The sequence below is a fragment of the Bartonella rattimassiliensis 15908 genome (assembly GCF_000278215.1).
Classification (GTDB): domain Bacteria; phylum Pseudomonadota; class Alphaproteobacteria; order Rhizobiales; family Rhizobiaceae; genus Bartonella; species Bartonella rattimassiliensis.
Genome location: NZ_JH725066.1, coordinates 257,481 through 278,392, shown reverse-complemented (window position 1 = coordinate 278,392; position 20,912 = coordinate 257,481). Strand labels below are relative to the sequence as shown.

Sequence of the window (20,912 nt, the reverse complement as noted above, 5' to 3'; positions counted from 1 at the left end):
CCACCGGCTTTAAGCCGGTTTTTTTTAGCAAAGAAAGGTGAAACAACAATGGCAACAACACATATAGGGACTCATGATCCGCAATCGGTGAAATTGTGGTCACAGAAATTAAGCAATGAAGTTTTGAAAGCGACGAAAATAGCCCCTCTGATTGGCAAAAGTTCGAATAGCATTATCCAGCTTTATAACGAAACCCATAAGAGTGCAGGGGATAGTGTCACATTTAGTTTACTTGTGAATCTTTTTGGGGATGGTGTCACGCAAGGTGAAACTTTAGAGGGCAATGAAGAAGCGCTTCAATTTATGAATGATCGGTTGGTTATTAACGAGCTTTTACATGCAGCTCGTGTAGCCAATGATGACTCGATTGACCAACAGAGAATTCTCCCGAATTTACGGAAAAAAGCCAAAGAAGGTTTGGTTCGCTGGTACGCCAATCGTTTAAGCATCATGTTCTTTTTGCAGGTATGTGGTTATACAGCTCGTACCATTAGTGTTGATGGTCGAGAAGTGTATATTAAACCGGTTCATTATGGCTTTAATGAAATCATGGCACCAAGCAGTGAACGGATTATCCGTCCCGATGCAAAAACTAAGGATGAAGATCTCACCGATAAAGCCAAACATAGCTTTAGTTTAAAGTTGATTGATGAAGCGGTTAAACAAGCCAAACTTGCCAATCCGCAAATTTCCCCGGTTCATGTTAACGGTGATGATGTTTACGTTCTCTATTTGCACCCAACACAAGTGATGCAATTGCGCACCAATACAGCTGCTGGTGAGTGGTTAGATATCCAAAAATCGGTTTATGCCACTTCTCGTGCGAAGAACCCAATCTTTGATGGTTCTCTAGGCATGTATAATGGTGTTGTTTTACGCGAAGCTATTCATGTCACTCACGGGGTTAAATCGACAGATCATACGGCTGTCAAAAGCGTTCGTCGTGCGGTGTTCTTAGGAGCACAGAGTGCGATTATAGGTTTTGGGAAAAATCATAGTGCAACGAATTACACCCTCAAAGAAGAATATTTTGATTATGAACGTGAATTTGGTGTTGCAGCAAAAACTTTGATAGGAATGAAGAAAACTCGTTTCCAAATGCCCAATAGTGCCCAAACAGCCCAAGATTTTGGAACGATTGTTATTCCTACCTACAGCGGTGAAGCAGCGGCGTAATCATTAAGGAGGAAAAGACATGTCAGATCAATTACCCTCTCCCTTGCAAGGGAGAAATTTACATACGCAGCAGGTGAGTTTCTTGCGTTTGAATATCTCGCATAAAGAGAAGCATCTTACAGAGAAAATCGGGATATTACCCCGTGGCGCTGTGATCATTTCGATCAAAGGGTTTGTTAAGACAGCGTTTTCTGAGGCAAAGTTGAAGATTGGCAGCAGCTATGGTGGCAATGAGTTTGGTGAAAAAGATATCAAAGCCCAAACCACACAGGATTTTACACCAACAGACCAAAAGGTTTTTGCTCCAGAGGATAAAGAAATGCCCCTTTATGCCACACGAGATAAAAGCACAGATGCTGGTGAGTGTGTTGTGGTTGTGCAATTTGTGGCAAATCATTAAGGGAATAAGACATGGCAGATTATTTACCAGAGCCCTTACAAGGGAGAAATCTACATACGCAGCAGGTAAGCTTTTTACGTCTTAATTTTAGTTACCAAGATAAAGAAAACGTAATGAAGATAGGCACTCTCCCTCGAAGTGCTTTGATCACATCAATTAAAGTGTTTATTAAGACGGCATTTTCGGATACGAAGGTTAAGATAGGCAGCACTGCTGGCGGGACTGAATTTGGTGAGTTAGAGATCAAACAAGCTGGTATAAAAGCAGCGACGATTTCTAACCAAAAGGAGTTTGTACCCTCTGATAAAGAGATCACGCTTTATGCGAAAGCCGATAAAACAGTCCAAGCAGGTCAAGCAAGTATCGTCGTTGAGTTCGTGACCAACCACTAAAATTGAGAGGAGAGATTTATTAACTCCCCTCAATTTATGAAGCAGCAGATTGTACAAAGAGTTGTAAATTAAGGGCAGATAAGACAGCGACTAAGGTAGAAAGCTTAGGGTCACCCGTTTTGCTTAAAGAACGATATAATCCACTACGTTCTCGATTGGCTTCTTTTGCTAAAGCGTACATATTTTGAGCGCGAGCAACAATACCAATGGCATCCGCTATATGAGCAGCGTCACCAGTTTTGAAGGCTTCATTTAAAAAGACTTCTTGAGATTCTGGTGTTGTGAGGTGTTTTTCAAAGTTAAAGGTTTTCAATTTCATTTTTAAGATCCTTTAAAAGAGATAAGGCTTTTTGAATATCACTAGATTGTGTGGATTTATCACCACCACAAAGCAATATAATGATTTTATCGCCCTTTTGTGTGAAATAAACTCGATACCCAGCTCCATAGTGGATACGCAATTCACCTATGCCATTAAAAAATTTAACATCACCTAAAAGTCCTGAACGAATTCTATGAAGTCTTCCAAGAATTATATCAGCAGCTTTTCTGTCTTTAAGCTTTTCTAACCATTCATCGAATTCATCTGTTGTTTTTATTATCGCTACCATTAGTGTATCATAATACACATGATGTGTACTGTCAAGTTAGTTTATAATTTTTGTATCATTGAAAAGGTATTCTGATGACGCGTCATTATATTCTGGTTAGGACAGGCGGGCCGATATCAGCGAAACAGGATGTTTATCGTCATAGAAGAACGCTTTCGCATTTAGTGTCAGTTATTCAAGATGAGATTGATGACATCACGGATGAGTATGTATCCCAAATCCAGGAAAGTATTTTTTCTGCTATTCGTTTTTGTGAGAGGGAAAGTTTTTACTTTAACGAAAGCCGTGATGTTGTGTTTCACACACGGGCGGGGCAGGGGATTTATGATGCAAGCGATACCCGCCATATTGAAACAGCAGTCAAAATCAAAAGTGTTTATCTTAGTTCTGGTCAATATCATAAGCTTGAATTGGAGCGGAGAAGCCCTTTTTCTCTAGAGCCTTCGTTGTCCTCAGGACAACAAGGAACGCCGGTTTGTTACAGTTATTTTGATAAGAAATTGCATCTTTATCCCATCCCGGATAGGGCTTATCAGATTCAACTTTTTCTTTGTCCACATCGCTTATCAGAGGTGGAGAGTGTTGATGAAGAGCATCCATGGTTTGTGCATGGATTTGATCTAATCAAAGCGCGTGCAAAGTATGAACTCTATAAGAATATCTTAAAAGATCCTGACTGTGCAGCTGCTGCTTACAATGATTTTACCGAGCAATTATATGAATTGCGTGCAGAGACGTCCAAACGTCATAACGTCACGCGAATAATACCAACGGATTTTTAGCATGGTTTATTTTCCGATAGCAGATTACCGACCAGATGTTTCGGTGGTGAACGGTAGCTTTACGGATACGCTTGTGAATGTTTTACCGGCAGATGGCGGTTACATTCCGATGCCTAGTGCAATGGTTGTGTCTCGTCCTTTGGAAGAAAAGCCGTTGGGTTGCATAGCGTTTAGAAGTGGCAATGGTGTTAAGATAATCGTAGGAGGCAAGCAAAAGCTTTATAGTTATGATAGTCAAACCAAGGGTTGGAAGGACATAAGCCAAAGTGGCGTGACGTATCAAGCAAATGAGGAGAATAAATGGTCGTTTGCTCTTTTTAAAAACATGGTTATTGCGGTGAATAAAAATGATCAACCGCAAGTTTTTAAAGTTTTCAGTTCCGAACGATTTGAAGCATTAGGAGGCAATCCGCCGAAAGCAGGCTTAGTCAAGGTTTGGGGACCTTTTATTTGTTTGATGCAACTTACAGATAATCCCAATCGCATTCATTGGTCAGGAGAGGGCGATGAAACTTTATGGGAGACTAAATATAACGTTAGTGGTTATATTGATTTCCAAGATGGAGAATTTGTTCAGGGGGCGACAGAAACAACCAATCCCATTATTTTTCTTCGTTCTGCTATTTACGCTGGTTCTTTGATGTTAGGTTCCAAGAGCCCGTTTGCTTTTCAGAAGATCCAAGATAAGCGAGGAGCGCGCAGTGCAGCCTCGATAGCTTGTCGAGGGAGTGATGCGTTTTTTGCCGGTGATGGTGGCTTTTATCAGATGAGTTTGGATGGTCAACTTTTACCAATAGGCTTTGAGAAGGTTGATAGAACGGTTTTTAAAACCTTTGATAAGTTTGCTCTTGATGAGATGCAAGGAGTTATAGATCCCATTGATAACCGGATTTATTGGTCAATAAAGAGAGGTAATAACGAGCAAATAACCTTTGTCTATGATTGGGGTTTACAGAAATGGTCGAGGCTACAGGGAAAGCCTTTCACATTGTTTCCTGTATTTACGACAGGGTATACTTTAGAACAGTTAGATGAGATTGCAATCAATCTTGAGTCTTTGCCTGCTTCTTTAGACAGTCCCCGTTGGCAAAGTGGTGCTCCAATGCTTGGTGCTTTTGATGACCAAAATAGGCTTGTTATGTTTACGGGAGCACCGATGGAAGCAACGGTTGTTTCGCAAGAAATGGGAGCACCAGATGGAAGTTTTAACTTTATTACGAAGATGTTTTCCGAAGTTGATACGACACAAGGTCTTTTAAGTATCGGAGAACGTCGTCTTCGTCATGAACATGCGCCGATCACATGGCACAAGGAGAGGGTGTGTTCGTGTGTCACGGGCGCTTATCACGGACGTTCACGCAATCGTTATCACCGGTTTAAATTGCGCATTCCTGAAGGCGTTTATTGGAACCATATTACAGGGTTTAATGTAGATTTACGTCCTTTAGGCAGAGGGTAATGGCAAAAGTCTATTTGACGACGTCTTGGGATATGGAGCGTATAGCGCCATACCTTGAAGAAATTATTGCATCCTTTCGAGCGTATGTGGAACGTTTTAAGCATGAAATCACGTTGCAAGAGGTCATTGAAGCGATTTGCAGTGGCAAGAAACAGTTATGGCTTGTTTTGGATGATGACGAGCAGTTTTTAGCGGCAGTCACGACCCAGCTACAACAGACAGTTTTAGGAAAGAAGCGCGCACTTATTTGTGAATGTAGTGGCAAGGGTTTTCTTGATTTGGTTGACAATTTGCAAGTTGTAGAGGGCTGGGCGCGTGAGAATGGTGCTTTTGAGATAGAGATTTTAGGGCGTTTAGGCTGGAAACGTGCTCTGAACAAAAAAGGTTATGGCATAGATATGCTTTATTATAGGAAGGAATTGTAAAAAATGGGGAGCAAGAGACCAGAAACGACAGAACAAAAACAGGTTCAGACAAGCGCCCCCCCTAGTTGGATGCAGAATATCTTTAAGCGAGGTGGTGCGGATGCGTATAATCTGTATAATGCAGGGGCGGGTGGTAATGTTTATGGTGGCCCTCGTGTAGCGCCGTTAAGCACTCCAACTTATCAAGCAATCGGAGGTCTTGGGAGTGTTCCTCATCAATATCAGAATTATATGAATTATTTGATGAATACTCCAACGTCGTCTGCGAGAAATCTTGGATGGATTTCGTCTGGTGGTTTTATGGGTCCGAATTCTCAATTTGATGAGGAACTTAAAGAGGGCTTAAGTGAAATAAGAAATAGTATTAATCGACAGTTTTTGGGTAGTGGTCTTTATGGCTCTAGTGCGCATAACAATGAGTTACAGAGGGGTCTTGATGATGCCTTCGCTCGTATCAAGTATAATCGGCTTGATCGAGATTTGCAGCATATGATGCAAGCTAATTCGATGATTGATCAACTTAATGAAAACCGTTTAGGTCTGGTAGGCAACTTATTCCCCGCCTACAACAATGCCTATTCCAATGCCATCCAGGGTGGAGGAGTGCTTGATGCTCACAATCAGAGAGTTGTTGATGCGAATAGAGAACGTTGGCTGGAGCAAGATAATAGCGGCTGGAATAGGTTGAATATGCTTATGAATGCCGGTCATGGCTTTGCAAGCAATTACGGTACGACAACGAATAATATGTCAGGCTCTAAGATGCATGGTAACGACCCTTGGAAGAACGCTATAGGGATCTTAGCTAGTTTGGGTGAATTTGCTTCGGCTTTTGCAGGAAAAAAGTGAGATAGTTATGCAAAATAATAACGATAATATTTTATCAAGGCTTTTAAAGTCTACGTCTGGAATTATCCCATTTCTATTACCTATGCCTAAGTATGATCAACTTTCATTAAAAAATGCAAAAAAACGGGCAAATAATTTACCTTATTTTATCCCTTCTTTACCAGTGGCGACCTTTGGTTCACAATCGAATCCTTTAGGTTTCGCTAAAAATACTTCACCTTTACCAGATGTAAGTTCGTCTTTAAGACCGGCAGGTATAAAACCGGATGTACCGTCTTCAGTCCCTTCTTTACCAGTAGCGACCTTTGGTTCACAACCAAACTCTTTAGATATGGAACCTTTGCCTAATGCAATTGAAACTTTTGAAACTTCAGATTTGGCATCATTGAAACCAAAGCAGTCTCAATTACCAGAGCCTATTTCACCGGTAGAACCACAGCAGGTTGCACAGCCACAACAGAATACTTTTCCTCAGCAAGATACTGGTTCTCAACAGAGTTTTTGGGATTACTTGCGTAGTCCTGAGTTTTTACAAAGATTATCGGATTATGGGATTGGTTATGCATTATCAGACGGGACGATAGCGCAAAGTTTAGCGAGTGGAGCTATGAATCTTCGTCGTGGTGATATGGAAAGAGAAAAAAGAGGGCAGGTTAACCAGACTGTCGAGTATCTAAAGTCTAAAGGCTATAGTGAAGAAGAAGCGCGGTTCATGGCTGGGAATAAAGATGCGTTGAATGCGTTTTTGGCACAAACGATCAACGGTGGAAACAGGAATCCACAATTTACCAATGACGGTAGGATGCTTGTGGAAGATCCGAATGCACCAGGTGGATATAGATATGTTACGGTTGAAGGTGGAAAAGCACATGAAGATATGCAAAAGCGTGAACAGTTGAAAAAATTACAAATAGTAGATGCCAAAATTATGAGAGAAAGTACATCACATGCAATAAATTCGGCTCTTGAGATACTTAAGGAAAATCCTAAGTCATCTACTGGTCCAATTGGTCAATTTTTACAGAATTTGTGGAACACACCGGCAGCACGTTTAAGGGATCATCTTGAAACAATCAGGGGAGGAGCAATGCTTCACAGGCTAGAGAGGATTAAAGCGCTATCACCTAATGGTGCTTCAGGATTGGGTAATTTGACTGATAAGGAAGGTGTAAGATTAGAAAATGTTTATGTTGCTTTGCAACAGAGTTTATCTCCTCAAGAGCTTATAAGGAATTTGCAACGTTTACAGGAGATTTATAACAAAGCAACAGATGCGCAATTAGCTATTTTGATGAATGATAACATAACAGCTGCGGATGTGGATGAAGCATTTGGAAGTGGTTCGCAACTATCACAAGGGAATTTGATAAATATACCTAAGATGAGTTTAGAAGAGGCATCTATTAAGGATAACGTACCTTATTTTAGGGACAGTTCTAGTGGTAAATTTTTGGTTGAGGATTAAATAGTAATGGACCCTTATAACATTTCTGAGAAGATGCGTTCTCAATATGTATATGCCAAGAATGGGAAACGTTTTCGCGTAGTTGAAGATCCTGCTGAGATTGAAAAAATTATAAAGTTACATGCTAACAGTTCATCTTCATCTCAATATGTATATGCTAAGAATGGGAAACGTTTCCGCGTAGTTGAAGATCCTGCTGAGATTGCGAAGCTATCTAATTCTTTTTCTGAAAGTCAACAAAACACAAAAGATCAATCAACTACAACAGATGATTTTTCATTTGATGATAAAGATCTTACGGTGTGGGATGCGATTATGAGACATAGCGCGTCTGGTGCAACGACAGATTATTTTGACGAAATGAAAGCAGCCAATGAAGCGGGTTTTATAGATTATTGGCGTGGTGATAAGAAAGCAGAGGAGATCTATAATAGAAGAGTAGCCAAGGAACGTGCTTATCAAAAAGCCTTGAAAGAAAAACATCCTATTTGGTCTTCTATAGCTTATGCTGCTGGTTCACTTGTACCGACAGGACTCTCATTTTTAGTGCCTCCATTAAGGGCTTTGGCTCTTGCAAAGCATATGTCAACATTTAGAAATCTTGGTAATGCGGCGCTTTTAGGAGCAGGTTCAGGAGCTTTACATGGCTCTGGAGCAGGAGATGGTCTTTCTGGTCGTCTTATATCGGCAGGGTTTGGAGGTGGTATAGGAGCAGTAGCTGGTCCTGTTGGTTCTCTTGCCGGTACAGTTGCTTCTTGGGGTACAAAAAAAATGGCAAGGGGATTGCAATATGTTCCCTATATTCCCTTTATGAAAGGAGGGCGTTTTAATCCTGCTCATAAAGAAGTTCAAACCAAAGCGGTTAGGGAAGTTGCAAAAACATTATATGATGATGGCGTCGAGAATGTTTCGGAGCGTCTTGGCTCTGCGCCACGCTATGCATTTTTGACAGATATTAGTCCGAATTTAGAAGTATCCCTTGCGAATATGGGAAAAACAAATGCGCATGTCTCTGAACTTTTGAAAGGAGCACATGAGGGACGGATACAGGGAGCAATTGACCGTATTGGTCAATCGGCAGATGAAAACATTACGCGTCTCCAAGATACGAAAGTTTTAAAAAGTTTCCTTCAAGAGCAGGGGGAAAAAGAATATAAACATCTTTATGCACAAGCAATGCAAACTCCCATAGCAAAAAAGCATTATCCCGCTCTTAATAGACTTTTCAAAAATAAATGGTTTCAAAACGCTGTAAAAGAAGCGGTTGATACCTTGGAAGGAGATCCACGTACAGCAATTGCTCAACGATTTTATGATAAAGATTTTATCCATATTAATTATAAACCCACAATGGCGTTATTAGATCAAACGAAGAAATCTCTTGATGATTTAAGCGAAAAGTATCGGAATTTTGGTGATAAACAAAAGGCTACAGGGTACCAACTACTTAAGAACAATTTGGTAAAGATAACGGATGAAATCTCCCCTACTTACAAAGCAGCACGTGCTAGTGTAGAAAAAAATAAAGGTTTTCAAGACGCGATAGAACAAGGCAAAAACATTGCCCAGAGAGACGTATCGGGAAAGGGGATTGCAGAAGGTCTTCGTAAAGGAGCAATGCCTAGTGGTGTCAATACTTATCATGTAGGGATGAGAGACTATTTTGATGAGATATTAGGGCGGCATAATGCATCTAGAAACCTTTCCAATATTTTAAAAACGAGGCGAATGTCTGATAATCTTAGCAGGTCTTTAAATCCTAAAAATATTCATGCGTTTAGAAAAGCTGTAGAAGATGAAAGGTTCTATGAAGATGCGGCGCAAAGAGCCCTAAAACCGTTTCAAGGAACGACCGAACCTAATTATTTAACAGGTGTTAATCTACCGTACGGGAAAGTTAGTACAGCACGTGCAGGAGCACAAATTATACAAAATATTTTATCTGATACGATTAGGAAATTGCCACAAAAAGAAAGACAAATACTTGAACGAGATATAGCGAAATTAGCAACTTTTGGCGTTAAAGGTATGAAGCAGCAGGAAGTTGCTCAAATGTTACAAAGATTTATACGATTACATAAAGCAGGAATCGGTAGTGACCATTTTTGGCATTTCATTTCTTCGGTAATGGCAGGAGAAGCGGGAAGATTTTTAAGGAGTAAGGGTTAATGACCCGTTCTAGTTCTTCAGTCGATCAAGCGATCCGTCAAGCAGCAGCGCGTTATGGTTTGCCAGAAAGCTATTTATACCGTGTTGCGCAAGTGGAAAGTGGTGGCAATCCCAATGCAAGGAATCCCCGTTCTTCTGCAGGTGGGTTGTATCAATTTATAGACAGCACAGCCAAGCAATATGGTTTGCAAGACCGTTTTGATCCCATGCAAGCGGCAGATGCTATGGGCCGCTTGACGCTTGATAATCGTAATCATTTAAGCCGTGTTTTGGGAAGAGCGCCTACTGATGCGGAATTGTATTTAGCGCACCAACAAGGGGCAGGTGGCGCCGCACGTCTTTTGCAAAATCCCCATGCCAATGCATCGCAAATTGTTGGCAGCAATGCGGTTGGTTTGAATGGTGGTCATAGTGGCATGCGTGCAAGTGATTTTGTTAACCGTGTGCTACAGATGTATGGAGGGCAGCCTTATAAAGCAAGCCCTATAGCACAGAGAAGTTTTGGCAACAGGGACAACTTACTCGAAGTTTTAAGGGCATTATTGGCATCACAAGAAGAATCTTCGGAAGAAGAAGAGAGTGATGAAGATGATAATCCTTTAATGACGCCCTTCATGCGGGCATTTTACGGACCGTTTTACCGGAATTAGGGGATTCACGAGAGATGTCGACGATTTATGATTGGTCGCTCAGAGCGTCGGATAATACGCGTTCTGATACTGCAATTGATTGGTCAGAAGGGCAGCATCCAAGCCGTGTGAATACAAGCGCCCGTTTTATGATGCAGCGTGTGCGTGAGTATTTATCGGATACGGGTGGAGCGCTTGAAGGGCTTGTTACCAATGATCCTGTTCAACAAACGAGCACGCTAAGACTTGAAAGCCCTTCACAGTTTTTAGAGTATAAGAATGGTATTGTCTTGCGCTTTATGGCGACGGGCAGGAATGTTGGTGCGACAACGGTTTTCCTTAATGCTTTAGATGGCAAGCCAGTTTATAAAGCGACAGCTTTAGGGGTTAGTTTTTTAATAGGGGGAGAAATCCAAGCGGGATGTGTTTATACATTGGTCTATAGTGGCGATGGTTTTCATCTTTTAAATCCTACTCCCATACCCGTTGTAGAAGAAAGCAATCTTTATCCTACCGGTTTTATAGGAATGTTTGGAATGTATAGGCTTCCAAGAGGTTGGTTAGCTTGCGATGGGAAGTCTTATTTGCGTAGTGAGTATAGAGATTTATTTTCGACGATAGGAACGGTTTGGGGAGCCGGTGATAGTGTAATGACGTTTAATGTTCCAGATCTTCGAAGGATGTTTTTACGGGGGTTAGATAGTGGGCGGGGTATTGATGCTGATCGTCGATTTGGGAGTATTCAGACGGATTTAATCCAGTCACATCAGCATAAAAGTCAGGGAATTCCCATACCCCATTTTGTTAGCAATGAAAACTTTTGGGATGGGAATGCGACGGCAGTGCTGGATTATCAGATACGCTTGTTTGAGGGGAGCTCTCTAGCGAGTTTTATGGGCATAGAGCGTGAGAATTTAGGGAGCTACGTTGCAAAACCGGCTTATCCTGATGATGAGCAAGATGTTATCTTGAGACACTCTGGCGGCAATGAGACACGTCCGGTTAATATGCGTGTTGTGTTTGCAATTAAGACGTGAGGTTAAGATGTCGACGATTTATGATTGGTCTTTAAGGGCATCTGAGAATGCGTATTGTGATGATTTGATTGATTGGTCAGAAGGACAACGTCCTAGCAGTATAAACAATAGCGCTCGTTTTATGATGCAGCGTGTGCGTGAATATTTATCGGATACGGGGGGTGTACTTGAAGGAATTGTTACGAATAATAATGAACATCAGACGACAGCGATAAGGCTTGAAAGTCAATCACCCTTTTTAGAGTATAAGAATGGGATCTCGGTTTGTTTTAAAGCGAAGAACAAGAATATAGGAGCCACTACCCTTGCTTTGAATGGCTTATCTGGTAAGCCAGTTTATAAGACAACAGCAACAGGTTTATCAGCATTGTTGGGAGGAGAATTTCAAAAGGGCTGCATTTATAGCTTGGTTTATAGTGGAGATTGCTGGCATGTCTTAAATCCTACGCCTCGCTCTTTATCACAAGGTCCAATTATACCGGTTGATCCTCCAGGGACAATAGGAGCTTTTGGAATGCAAGTTTTACCTGAAGGCTGGTTATTGTGCGATGGGAAGTCTTATTTGCGCAGTGAGTATAGTGCTCTTTACGATGCGATAGGGATCAAGTGGGGAGGCAGTGATAGTTTTACCCATTTTAATGTACCCGATTTACGTGGTGTCTTTTTGCGCGGTCTTGATTTCGATCGCGAGCTAGGCAGATGGCGTTATTTGGGCGAGTTACAACCTGATAGCATGCGCAAGCATGATCATAGAGGTGAGTTATTTAAGATTTGGAATGATGAAAGTGAGGAGGAGGGTTGGAATGGTTATGTAACGATCATTTGGGGTTATGTTCTGAATGAACAGCAAAGGTTAAAGCTCGCTGAGCGTTTGGGTGTGAGAGCAGAGAATATACGGGTTCATCATAATCTCGCCTTTCCTAATTCTCACCTTCGTATGCGCGATGTTCTATTGGAAGACTCTAGAGCAAGTGAGACACGTCCGATTAATATGAGTGTTGTGTTTGCGATCAAGACGTGAGGTCAAGATGTCAACGATTTATGATTGGTCTTTAACAGCATCTGAGAATGGTGGTGCTGATAATCTTATTAATTGGTCAGAGGGACAACATCCAAGCAGTGTGAATAACAGCGCTCGTTTTATGATGCAAAGGATGCGTGAATATTTATTGGATACGTGTGGTGTGCTTGAAGGAATTGTTACAGTTGATGATAAACAAAGGACGAGTGCAATACGTCTTCAAAGCCCCTCCCAGTTTTTAGAGTATAAGAATGGGATATCAGTTTGTTTTAAAGCGAAGGGCAGGAATGTTGGAGCCACCACCCTTGCAATGAATGATTTATCTGGCAAGCCAGTTTATAAAGCCACAGAAACTGGTTTATCGGCTTTATCTGGCGGGGAGCTCCAAGATGGCTGTCTTTATACAGTTATTTATGATGAAGCTCTTACGGGTTGGCAACTTCTCAATCCGACAAGGGACAAAGTTTCTTCCTTAAAACGTTTACCTTCAGGTTTCATTGGTCCTTTTGGCATGGAACGTTTGCCGGATGGTTGGTTGTTGTGTGATGGAAAAGCTTATTCACGAATAACGTATAGAGCCTTGTTTGAGGTGATAGGAACGGTTTGGGGAGCCGGGGATGGAGTTATGACGTTTAATGTTCCAGATTTTCGAGGGATGTTTTTACGAGGTATGGATTACGAACGCAATCTAGATCCTTGGCGTTCTTTTGCAAGTCAGCAAGCTTGTTCTTTGAAAGCGCATGAACATTTTATAGGTCCTGCCTCTTCTGATGATGGTTTTTCTCGCAAGAAACGGGCTGTTTCTTCTTCTGCAACTTCTTTAACAAGGGGCAAGAGATCAATAGATGAAGAATGTTTGGGCTTGAGTGGGGATGCCTTGGCAAAGTGTAATCAAGAATTTGAGCAAGTATCAGAAAGTTCACAGCCTGAGGCTCCCTTTTGGTTTACCGAGAAAGATAAACCGCTGCGTTTGCCTTTGTTTATTAGGCGCCCTTTTGCTTATTTTTTATGTCATTCTGAGCCAATAAAATTGGATATGAATGAGACACAGCATCATGAACATCATCTCCAGACAGAGATTGTTGGAGGTGTTGAAACGCGTCCAGTTAATGTGAGTATAGTTTATGGCATAAAGACCTGAGGAGGAGCAATGTTATTGAAGCCGTTTGCGATATCAGAGCTTAGTGACCCGTCTCAAGTACGGGTCGTTTTATATTCTGGGGGTAGTTTTGTCCATGCTCCGCTTCAGAGTGTTTTTGATTTTCTCAAAACCTCTTTGAAAAGCGAGATTGATGGTTCTGTGAAAGATTTAGATCAACGCTTACAAGCTTTAAGCAAGGAGCTTGAAGATTTGCAAGCGTGTTCTTTAGATGAAGTTGTGTGAATACTGTAAAGGATTAAAGCAGATGACAATACCTAATCATAGTCATGAGTATCGAATACCTGTAGCGAAGAAAGAGGATATTATAGAAGGAACATCACAAGATAGCGTTGTTGTTCCAAAGATTTTAGGGACGGCTTCTTTGTATTCGTATGAAACTTTTGCACCGTTGGAACAGGTTGTTAATGCGCGTCAAGAAGCAGATAAAGCGATGGCGCGTGCGAATGGAGCGCAGCAGATAGCCGAAGAGGCAAAGAAAGTATCGGAACAAGCGCTGAGCGAAGTTAGCAAAACGGGTGAAAAGCTTACGACAGTTCTTAGTACTTCTACTGCAGCGCAAGAATCGGTTACAGCCGCCACAGCATCGGCGACCCTAGCGCAAGAGGCAGCACAGAGTGCCAAGGGGTTAGCAGCAGAAGCGAAAAGTCTTTCTGACACAGCGAAACAAATAGCCGAAACAGCACAAGTTTCTGTTTCTAAGATATCAGAAGAGCTTAGTGGTACGAAAAGTTCTTTATCAGCAGCATTGCAAGAAGTTCAATTAGCCAAGCAAGATGCATCTCAAGCTCTTAGGGATTCAGCCTTAGCGAAAACGACAGCTGATACAGCGCAATCGCTTGCGGAACGTGCAGATCAAACAGCGACAGAAACCAAGCAGTCATTGACAGCAACGACACAATCTGCGCACCAGACGTCTTTAGAAGCCAAGGGGATTGCCCAAGAAGCCAAAGATTTATCGGAACGGACATCTACTTCGGTTACCGAACTCACCAAAACAACGTCTCAAGTGCAAACGGCTTCAGAGACTGCGTTAACAGAAGTAAGATCAGCCAAGAGCGCAGCAGAAGAGGCAAAAAGTTTAGCGGCACAAGCGAGCACCGGATCTACAGAGGCGCAAAAGACCTCAGAACAAGCTCTATCAGAAGTCACGTCAGTGAAGGCAAAAGCGTCTAGTTTAGAGCTGGCAACAGCAGAAACCAAGACATTGTCCACAGAAGCCAAACAACTTGCAGCTACGGCAATCTCTAAAGCAGAGGGTGCCACAAATAAAGCAGAATCAGCTTCTTTGGTAGCCGTTGAAGCGAAAAATAAGGCCGAGGATGCGCATGTGCTTTCTCAAGCGGCTAAGCATACAGCCGATATGGCCCAAGAGAAAGTTTTAGGCGTTGAAAAGAAGGCGGATGATGTGTCGCGTACAGTTTCAGAAGCTAAAATGATTGCGCAAGAGGCACAACAGGCATCAGAGCTAGCGAAAGGGCAAGCCGAACAGGCACAACAAGAAGCATCAGAAGCGTCTCGCGTAGCTAAAGAAGCGAAGGTAGCAGTAGAGCAGGCATTGCAAGCAGATAGACAAGCGATTCGTGACAGTGGAGAAGCAAGCAAAGGTTTAGCAGAAGCCGTTCAGAAGAAATCAGAGGAAGCCGAGAGAGTTGCACAAGACAGTAAGAGGGTTTGTGAAGAAGCCAAGCAGCTAGCAACAGAAGCCAAGAATACCTCCACTCATGCGCTTACAGAAGCGAGTGATGCGAAGGAGAAAGTGTCTACAGCGCTAACCTCAGTCAATGATGTCAAGAAACTTTCTGAAGAAGTTAAAGGGTTAGCAGAAAAAGCGACGACGGCATCTACAGAGGCGCAAAAGATCTCAGACCAAGCGTTAAGAGAAGCAACAGCTGCGAAAGCAACGTCGGATATGGCCTCTACCACAGCCAATAATGTAAAGGGGATTGCAGAGGAAGCTAAAACAATCTCAGAAGAGACAAAGAACCTTGTACAGGAAAACAAGGCTTCTTTTGATGCAACGAATAAAACCCTTGAAGAAGTGAAAGGTGTTGCAGAAAGTGCATTGTCAACAGCCAATACAGCCAAGCAGACTTGCGTTGAGACAAGCGAAAAAGCTTCAGAAGCTTTAACGAAGTCTGGAGAAGCGAAATCTCTAGCCGAAGAAGTCAAGGCTAAGGCAGAAAGCGTGGAGACCATTACGAATGAAGCGAAATCCACAGCGGCTACAGCCCTAACAGAAGCAAGAGAAGCTAAGGGTACGGCATCTGAGGCGAAGGGTTTGGCGGAACAAGCCCAACAGGGTGCAACAGAAGCCTCTAGAATAGCTTCTGAAGCCAAAGCAGCAGCAGAGGCAGCGGTGCGTTCAGGAGAGGCAGCAGGTCAAGTAAGTGCAGAGGCGGTTAAGGTTCTAGCACAAGAGGCGAAGAGTAAAGCGGAAACCGCCGAGAAGATTGCACAAGAATCTCAAAGTGCTTTGGATGATATAAAACAAGTAGCTCGTCATGCGAAATCTGTAGCGGATGATGCTAAGAAGGCTTCTGAAGGTGCACAAACCACTGCATCTAAAGCAGAGAAAGAGGCAGAAAAAGCGCAGAGCATTGCTTATGGAGCGAATAGTCGCGTTATAGATATCAATAAAGTTGTTGATAATTTTAAAGCCCCCGTAAGTTTAGCGCAGATGTACTCAGAAGAAGCTAAGAAAAAAGCCGAGGCAGCAGATTCGCAAGCCTATGCAGCGAAGAGTGAAGCAAGAGAAGCCAAGGAAACAGCTGATCAGGCAAAGACGCTAGCCGAAGAAACCAAAAAGACATCTGCTACGACCAAGCAAGAGCTTGTTGATGTAAAGAACAGCCTAGCAACGCTAACAGCAACAGCCAATTCTGCGAATACAACAGCCTTGAGTGCAAAGACGCTAGCAGAAGAAGCAAAACAAGCAGCAATGACCGCTCAACAAAGAAGTACTGGCACAAGTAGATCTTCTAGTTTGAATGATTTACTGAAACAATTAAAGTTGAGTGTCATTTCGGTTTCCACACCGTTTCTTGTTGCGGCAGGAAAAAACCAACTGAAATTGAAAGAAGGAACGCATCTCGCTTTGAAGCTAACGAGTGAAGTTGCGGTTGTTAGCTATACAGAGGATTACACGATAACTGTTCCCTCTTCTCTTGCAGCAGGGAAGGATTATTACGTTTATTTGGCATTTGATACAAGACAGTCTTATAAATTTGTTGTGTCTGAAAACTCTACCTACCCCGATGAATATACCTTAGATACTTCGAAAAAGATAGGAGGGTTTCATACGCTTTGTGCAGATGTTGGTTCTATAAAAGATCACCCCTTATCGGGTTATCAAGCAGGAGATATCTTACCCGATTCGGTTTGGTGTTTGAATCACTGTCCGCATAGTTCCCCAGAAGGGATGGTTTACGACTCTTCGCAAGATCTTTGGGTTGATATTTATCTCCAGTCAGGAACGGGCATTTTTACCCGTTCGGCGTATGGTATTCCTATCACAACGGGTCGTCCCTATACCGATCACTTATCGGATATGCGTCGTGTTAAAAAATCTTTTCTCAATGATGTCGAATTTGCGTCTGCGATGTATGGGAGCAATGAAAAGACAAATATTCAAGGGAAGAAAGCCCCTACACCGAAGAGTTCTGGAGGATACGTTGATACGGCGAATAGGCGTATGATTTCGTATATAGGGTGCGAGGATGGTTGCGGTTATGTATCACAATTTTTATCAGAGACTTTTCAGGTCCAGATACCTTCTGTGGCAGCAGGAAGGACGACTTTTAGAGCAGAGATGAATGTGTTGGTAGGAGGCGGTATTTGGAGTGGTGGTGTGTCTAATGGTTCGTTGTTTCGGAGTGGTCAGTATTCTCGTAGTTTCAAGGGTGAGATGTTAGGGGCTCGAGGCTGTAGCCGTCCCCGCCGCTTTGTTTAGAGGAGGGCAATAGAGATGATAGATTATCCAGAGCATTTAAATACGAAGCAAGATTATCTAAACATGCTTGAATTTGATAAGGCAGAAACGGTAAGAAGGCTAGAGATGCTTTTATCAACGCGTTTTTATTGGGTCTTTGTTAAAGAGCTTAGTGAAGGAGAAGAGGGGATTGAAGATGCTACCCATAGGGTTTGTGTAGAAACAGAAACGCCGGTTGATTTAGACGGTCCTTCTCTAGAAAAGCGTTTTCAATATGAATTACAGGAAAGCGAATATGCGCCGATATTTCGGCTTGGTTTTCGTGTTGATGAAGTGGAACAGTTGATCAGAGAGCATAGTCAATAGAGATTATAAAAGAAGGTTTTTATGCCGCCCCACTGATGTGGGGCTTTTTTTATGGAGCATGGGATGAGAAAGATATCGAAAGAAGGTTTAGAACTAATCAAACAATGGGAAGGGTTGCGATTAGAGGCGTATAGAGATACGGCGTGTATTTGGACTACAATGCATTGATTTATAATGATAATTCACTGTTTTGTATGTTGAATGAGAGTCTCGAATAACGTAAGATTCTCTCATTTCAAACCGGTTTATCTTTAATCAATCAAAACCACTCATTTGCACATAACAAACGGGATGAATGTGTGGATCAAATTTGTATAAGAAAGGAGTAAAAATGGCTCTTATGAACCGTCTTAATGCAAGGGCTGTCGCAACATTGGGGGCTGGCAAATATAATGATGGCGCCGGCTTGCTTCTTCATAAGCGTAAAGATGGAGGTGCTCAATGGATTTTACGGTATACCCTTCACGGGCGCCGTCGTGAAATGGGTTTGGGTGCGTTGCGAGATGTTTCTTTAAAACAAGCCCGTGAATTGGCAAATCAATGGCGTTCTGTTTTGCGTGAGGGTCGTGACCCCATTAAAGAACGCAATAAACAAAAACGTGAGGCAATAAGCAATCTCCATTATTTAAAAGATATTGCACTAGATACTTTTGAAAGTCGTAAAGCTGAATTAAAAGGTGATGGTAAAGATGGAAACTGGTTTTTACCTTTACGTCTTCATATTCTCCCTAAATTAGGTTGTCTGCCGGTTTCTGAGATTACACAAACTGAGATACGCAACACTATTGCCCCTATTTGGCATACAAAAGCAGGAACAGCTAATAGAGCTCTTATTCGTCTCAATCTTTGTCTCAAACATGCGGCTGCATTGGGGTTGGATGTTGATTTACAAGCTGTAGAAAAAGCACGCGCGCTCTTAGGCAAACAACTCCATAAAACACAAAATAGACCAGCCATGGATTGGAAAGATGTACCCACTTTTTATAAAACACTTTGCCAAAAAACAACCATAACACAACTGGCTTTGCGTTTGCTTATTCTGACAGGAGTTCGTACTAATCCACTGCGTCATATTCGTGAAAATCAGATTGATGGGAATATTTGGACTATCCCTGCTGAAAATATGAAAGGAAGACGGGATGCTACAACAGAATTTCGCGTCCCCTTATCATCTGAAGCATTGAAAATTTTAAAACAAGCGCGCCTGCTTTCTCGCAATGATTTCTTCTTCTCTGCAACCGGTCGCGGTCCCCTTGCTGAACGCTGTATGTCACACTATATGCAACAGACTGGACTTAAAGCCTGCCCGCATGGCTTTCGCTCTAGTTTACGCAATTGGCTTGCTGAAACAACCGATGCCCCCTATGAGGTCGCTGAAACCATTTTAGCTCATACGGTCGGCGGCAAAGTAGAGCGTGCCTATCGTCGGACTGACTATCTAGAACAGCGCCGTGTCTATATGGATAAATGGGCCGCTTATGTCACTGGTCAATCTTAAGATATGGGGTGCATAACCCCATGATCTGTGGATAACTTTCTCTCTCTTCTCTCTCATTCGCTCTCAATGAGACTCATAATTTATCACATCACAAATTATATGATAATATATTGTTTTCTATAAATAAAATACCTTCAAAAATGAACCAAAATGTGCTTAATAAATAGGCATGATTTGGTTCTATTTTTTGAGAATGAAAGGATTTTAAAATGACCGAAAATGATATTCTTTTAACTGACCGTGAAAGTGCAAAATTGCTTCATATGAGTGTCTCAACTTTCCGCCGTCATGTTACCAATGGCTCTCTCCCAAAACCCTTAAAATTTGGTTTTTTATCCCGTTGGTTACAATCGGATCTTTTGAATGTCATCGAGCAAGCGAAACAGCAACGTTATAACGATGTGGCATAAAAAAAACCTTGTCACATAAGGACGGACAAGGCTTTCTCAAACGTATCAGCCTAAAGATAGCAAAATCCTTCCTATGATGCAACGTTATAGGATTTAAAATGATGTGTTCTTTTAAGGAATGCTCAAAACATTACACGTGCCTTTGCATGGGGTTTCGTATGGGCGTTATGAAAGCCAACCAATCAAAAAGACTTTAGCTGATTTTACCTTTGATACACGGGCCTATAAGCCAAGCCTTTGAAGTCCTTATGAGGCAAACTCCAAAAGGTATCTATTTTAATAACGTATTACTTTCTAGAAAGAGGAAAATATGAAAGAAAGTGATGGAAAATACGACAATCAAAATGTTTCTTTAAATGATAACGATAATGTTTCTTTAAATGATAAGACTTGTTTAGAAGCCATTCCTTATAAACAAGCATTGCAACAAAATGGTTGGGGGGAATTGCAACCGATCAAGACGGCTCTCTTACCCGTCGAGCCTTTTGACCCATTACAACTCCCAATGCCATTCATGGATTATATTTATGACGTTTCAGAGCGTCAACAGGCTCCTATGGATTTTATTGCTGTCTCTGCTCTCTGTGCCTTGGCTGCCGTCATTGGCAATGGTGTGCGTATCGCTCCAAAACAACATGATGATTGGATTGTGGTCCCTAATCTCTGGGGCGCTCTGATTGGGCAATCGTCAACTTTCAAAACACCAGCCATGAAAGCCGCTTTAGCTCCTATCTCTTGCCTTCAAAAGGAATGGTATAAAGACTGGTTAAAGCAAAAAGAAAAACAAGAAATTGAAGAGAGACTTGAAACTTTAGACAAACGAGAAAAGGAAAGACAAGCCCATAAAGCGATAAGAAAAGGAGAATGTGAAATAGCTCGTGCTCTTTTGTATGAAACCCTCTCTAAAGACAATGCCCATGATGATGATGTCTCTCGTTTTATTGTCAATGATGTGACCGTTGAAAAGCTTGGGGAACTCTTAAAAGAAAATCCCCGTGGTCTCTTAATGGTGCGTGATGAACTGGCTGGCTTTTTAGACAATCTAGAAAGAAAGGAATATCAAACAGATCGTTCCTTTTATCTCACAGCTTTTAATGGAGATGATCAATTTACCTATGACCGTATAGAGCGTG

The 20,912-nt window shown here is 42.0% G+C and carries 20 protein-coding genes and 2 pseudogenes; 20 read left to right on the top strand and 2 right to left on the bottom strand.

The window, feature by feature from the left end:
* Positions 1-48: 48 nt before the first annotated feature.
* Genes MCY_RS05820 through MCY_RS05810 form a run of 3 tightly spaced genes read left to right on the top strand, consistent with a single transcriptional unit; the run spans position 49 to position 1,968 of the window.
* Entirely contained in the window at positions 49-1,176 is a 1,128-nt protein-coding gene (locus tag MCY_RS05820; RefSeq protein ID WP_007347449.1) for a N4-gp56 family major capsid protein, read from the top strand.
* A gap of 19 nt (positions 1,177-1,195) precedes the next feature.
* The gene (locus MCY_RS05815; RefSeq protein ID WP_007347448.1) at positions 1,196-1,576 is read left to right on the top strand and encodes a hypothetical protein; all 381 of its coding nucleotides are present in this window, start codon (positions 1,196-1,198) and stop codon (positions 1,574-1,576) included.
* A gap of 11 nt (positions 1,577-1,587) precedes the next feature.
* Positions 1,588-1,968: a hypothetical protein gene (locus MCY_RS05810; RefSeq protein WP_007347447.1), complete on the top strand. Its 381-nt coding sequence runs from the start codon at positions 1,588-1,590 to the stop codon at positions 1,966-1,968.
* 34 nt (positions 1,969-2,002) lie between these two features.
* Here the strand turns inward: MCY_RS05810 and MCY_RS05805 are convergent, their stop codons facing one another.
* Entirely contained in the window at positions 2,003-2,287 is a 285-nt protein-coding gene (locus tag MCY_RS05805) for an addiction module antidote protein (RefSeq protein WP_007347446.1), read from the bottom strand.
* Positions 2,268-2,579, bottom strand: a complete 312-nt coding sequence (locus MCY_RS05800) for a type II toxin-antitoxin system RelE/ParE family toxin (RefSeq protein ID WP_007347445.1) — start codon at positions 2,577-2,579, stop codon at positions 2,268-2,270. The genes MCY_RS05805 and MCY_RS05800 overlap by 20 nt, the downstream gene beginning before the upstream one ends.
* Before the next feature lie 74 nt (positions 2,580-2,653).
* Here MCY_RS05800 and MCY_RS05795 point away from each other — a divergent pair, with 74 nt between their 5' ends.
* The 17 genes and pseudogenes from MCY_RS05795 to MCY_RS05720 all read left to right on the top strand — a co-directional run.
* Complete coding sequence (locus MCY_RS05795) at positions 2,654-3,361, top strand: phage adaptor protein (protein ID WP_007347444.1); 708 nt, start codon at positions 2,654-2,656, stop codon at positions 3,359-3,361.
* A gap of 1 nt (position 3,362) precedes the next feature.
* A complete protein-coding gene (locus MCY_RS05790; protein ID WP_007347443.1) occupies positions 3,363-4,820 on the top strand; it encodes a hypothetical protein in 1,458 nt (485 codons plus the stop codon).
* A complete protein-coding gene (locus MCY_RS05785) occupies positions 4,820-5,245 on the top strand; it encodes a hypothetical protein (RefSeq protein ID WP_007347442.1) in 426 nt (141 codons plus the stop codon). The genes MCY_RS05790 and MCY_RS05785 overlap by 1 nt, the downstream gene beginning before the upstream one ends.
* 3 nt (positions 5,246-5,248) lie before the next feature.
* Complete coding sequence (locus MCY_RS05780; RefSeq protein ID WP_007347441.1) at positions 5,249-6,094, top strand: hypothetical protein; 846 nt, start codon at positions 5,249-5,251, stop codon at positions 6,092-6,094.
* Between the two features lie 7 nt (positions 6,095-6,101).
* A complete protein-coding gene (locus MCY_RS05775) occupies positions 6,102-7,559 on the top strand; it encodes a hypothetical protein (RefSeq protein WP_007347440.1) in 1,458 nt (485 codons plus the stop codon).
* Between the two features lie 6 nt (positions 7,560-7,565).
* On the top strand, positions 7,566-9,728 hold the full coding sequence (locus MCY_RS05770; protein ID WP_007347439.1) for a hypothetical protein: 2,163 nt from the start codon (positions 7,566-7,568) through the stop codon (positions 9,726-9,728).
* Positions 9,728-10,378, top strand: a complete 651-nt coding sequence (locus MCY_RS05765; RefSeq protein WP_007347438.1) for a transglycosylase SLT domain-containing protein — start codon at positions 9,728-9,730, stop codon at positions 10,376-10,378. The genes MCY_RS05770 and MCY_RS05765 overlap by 1 nt, the downstream gene beginning before the upstream one ends.
* Before the next feature lie 14 nt (positions 10,379-10,392).
* Entirely contained in the window at positions 10,393-11,394 is a 1,002-nt protein-coding gene (locus MCY_RS05760) for a phage tail protein (RefSeq protein WP_007347437.1), read from the top strand.
* 7 nt (positions 11,395-11,401) lie between these two features.
* Positions 11,402-12,415 (top strand): phage tail protein, encoded by a 1,014-nt coding sequence (locus MCY_RS05755; RefSeq protein WP_007347436.1) that lies wholly within the window; start codon positions 11,402-11,404, stop codon positions 12,413-12,415.
* Positions 12,416-12,422: 7 nt separating this feature from the next.
* Complete coding sequence (locus MCY_RS05750; protein ID WP_007347435.1) at positions 12,423-13,556, top strand: phage tail protein; 1,134 nt, start codon at positions 12,423-12,425, stop codon at positions 13,554-13,556.
* Between the two features lie 9 nt (positions 13,557-13,565).
* The gene (locus MCY_RS05745; RefSeq protein ID WP_007347434.1) at positions 13,566-13,799 is read left to right on the top strand and encodes a hypothetical protein; all 234 of its coding nucleotides are present in this window, start codon (positions 13,566-13,568) and stop codon (positions 13,797-13,799) included.
* Positions 13,800-13,821: 22 nt separating this feature from the next.
* Positions 13,822-17,526, top strand: a complete 3,705-nt coding sequence (locus MCY_RS09630) for an alanine-zipper protein (protein ID WP_007347433.1) — start codon at positions 13,822-13,824, stop codon at positions 17,524-17,526.
* Between the two features lie 15 nt (positions 17,527-17,541).
* On the top strand, positions 17,542-17,871 hold the full coding sequence (locus MCY_RS05735) for a hypothetical protein (protein WP_007347432.1): 330 nt from the start codon (positions 17,542-17,544) through the stop codon (positions 17,869-17,871).
* Between the two features lie 63 nt (positions 17,872-17,934).
* Positions 17,935-18,027, top strand: a pseudogene (locus tag MCY_RS10040) (lysozyme); the annotation flags it as partial.
* A 175-nt stretch (positions 18,028-18,202) separates the two neighbouring features.
* On the top strand, positions 18,203-19,369 hold the full coding sequence (locus MCY_RS05730) for a tyrosine-type recombinase/integrase (RefSeq protein ID WP_007347431.1): 1,167 nt from the start codon (positions 18,203-18,205) through the stop codon (positions 19,367-19,369).
* A gap of 209 nt (positions 19,370-19,578) precedes the next feature.
* The gene (locus MCY_RS05725; protein ID WP_007347430.1) at positions 19,579-19,779 is read left to right on the top strand and encodes a helix-turn-helix transcriptional regulator; all 201 of its coding nucleotides are present in this window, start codon (positions 19,579-19,581) and stop codon (positions 19,777-19,779) included.
* A gap of 310 nt (positions 19,780-20,089) precedes the next feature.
* Positions 20,090-20,912 (top strand): annotated as a pseudogene (locus MCY_RS05720) (DUF3987 domain-containing protein); the annotation flags it as partial.

What these genes read in the sequence shown, in the direction of transcription:
- MCY_RS05820 (WP_007347449.1), top strand. Translation starts at nt 49, where the DNA reads ATGGCAACAACACATATAGGGACTCATGATCCGCAATCGGTGAAATTG.
- MCY_RS05815 (WP_007347448.1), top strand. Translation starts at nt 1,196, where the DNA reads ATGTCAGATCAATTACCCTCTCCCTTGCAAGGGAGAAATTTACATACG.
- MCY_RS05810 (WP_007347447.1), top strand. Translation starts at nt 1,588, where the DNA reads ATGGCAGATTATTTACCAGAGCCCTTACAAGGGAGAAATCTACATACG.
- MCY_RS05805 (WP_007347446.1), bottom strand. Translation starts at nt 2,287, where the DNA reads ATGAAATTGAAAACCTTTAACTTTGAAAAACACCTCACAACACCAGAA.
- MCY_RS05800 (WP_007347445.1), bottom strand. Translation starts at nt 2,579, where the DNA reads ATGGTAGCGATAATAAAAACAACAGATGAATTCGATGAATGGTTAGAA.
- MCY_RS05795 (WP_007347444.1), top strand. Translation starts at nt 2,654, where the DNA reads ATGACGCGTCATTATATTCTGGTTAGGACAGGCGGGCCGATATCAGCG.
- MCY_RS05790 (WP_007347443.1), top strand. Translation starts at nt 3,363, where the DNA reads ATGGTTTATTTTCCGATAGCAGATTACCGACCAGATGTTTCGGTGGTG.
- MCY_RS05785 (WP_007347442.1), top strand. Translation starts at nt 4,820, where the DNA reads ATGGCAAAAGTCTATTTGACGACGTCTTGGGATATGGAGCGTATAGCG.
- MCY_RS05780 (WP_007347441.1), top strand. Translation starts at nt 5,249, where the DNA reads ATGGGGAGCAAGAGACCAGAAACGACAGAACAAAAACAGGTTCAGACA.
- MCY_RS05775 (WP_007347440.1), top strand. Translation starts at nt 6,102, where the DNA reads ATGCAAAATAATAACGATAATATTTTATCAAGGCTTTTAAAGTCTACG.
- MCY_RS05770 (WP_007347439.1), top strand. Translation starts at nt 7,566, where the DNA reads ATGGACCCTTATAACATTTCTGAGAAGATGCGTTCTCAATATGTATAT.
- MCY_RS05765 (WP_007347438.1), top strand. Translation starts at nt 9,728, where the DNA reads ATGACCCGTTCTAGTTCTTCAGTCGATCAAGCGATCCGTCAAGCAGCA.
- MCY_RS05760 (WP_007347437.1), top strand. Translation starts at nt 10,393, where the DNA reads ATGTCGACGATTTATGATTGGTCGCTCAGAGCGTCGGATAATACGCGT.
- MCY_RS05755 (WP_007347436.1), top strand. Translation starts at nt 11,402, where the DNA reads ATGTCGACGATTTATGATTGGTCTTTAAGGGCATCTGAGAATGCGTAT.
- MCY_RS05750 (WP_007347435.1), top strand. Translation starts at nt 12,423, where the DNA reads ATGTCAACGATTTATGATTGGTCTTTAACAGCATCTGAGAATGGTGGT.
- MCY_RS05745 (WP_007347434.1), top strand. Translation starts at nt 13,566, where the DNA reads ATGTTATTGAAGCCGTTTGCGATATCAGAGCTTAGTGACCCGTCTCAA.
- MCY_RS09630 (WP_007347433.1), top strand. Translation starts at nt 13,822, where the DNA reads ATGACAATACCTAATCATAGTCATGAGTATCGAATACCTGTAGCGAAG.
- MCY_RS05735 (WP_007347432.1), top strand. Translation starts at nt 17,542, where the DNA reads ATGATAGATTATCCAGAGCATTTAAATACGAAGCAAGATTATCTAAAC.
- MCY_RS05730 (WP_007347431.1), top strand. Translation starts at nt 18,203, where the DNA reads ATGGCTCTTATGAACCGTCTTAATGCAAGGGCTGTCGCAACATTGGGG.
- MCY_RS05725 (WP_007347430.1), top strand. Translation starts at nt 19,579, where the DNA reads ATGACCGAAAATGATATTCTTTTAACTGACCGTGAAAGTGCAAAATTG.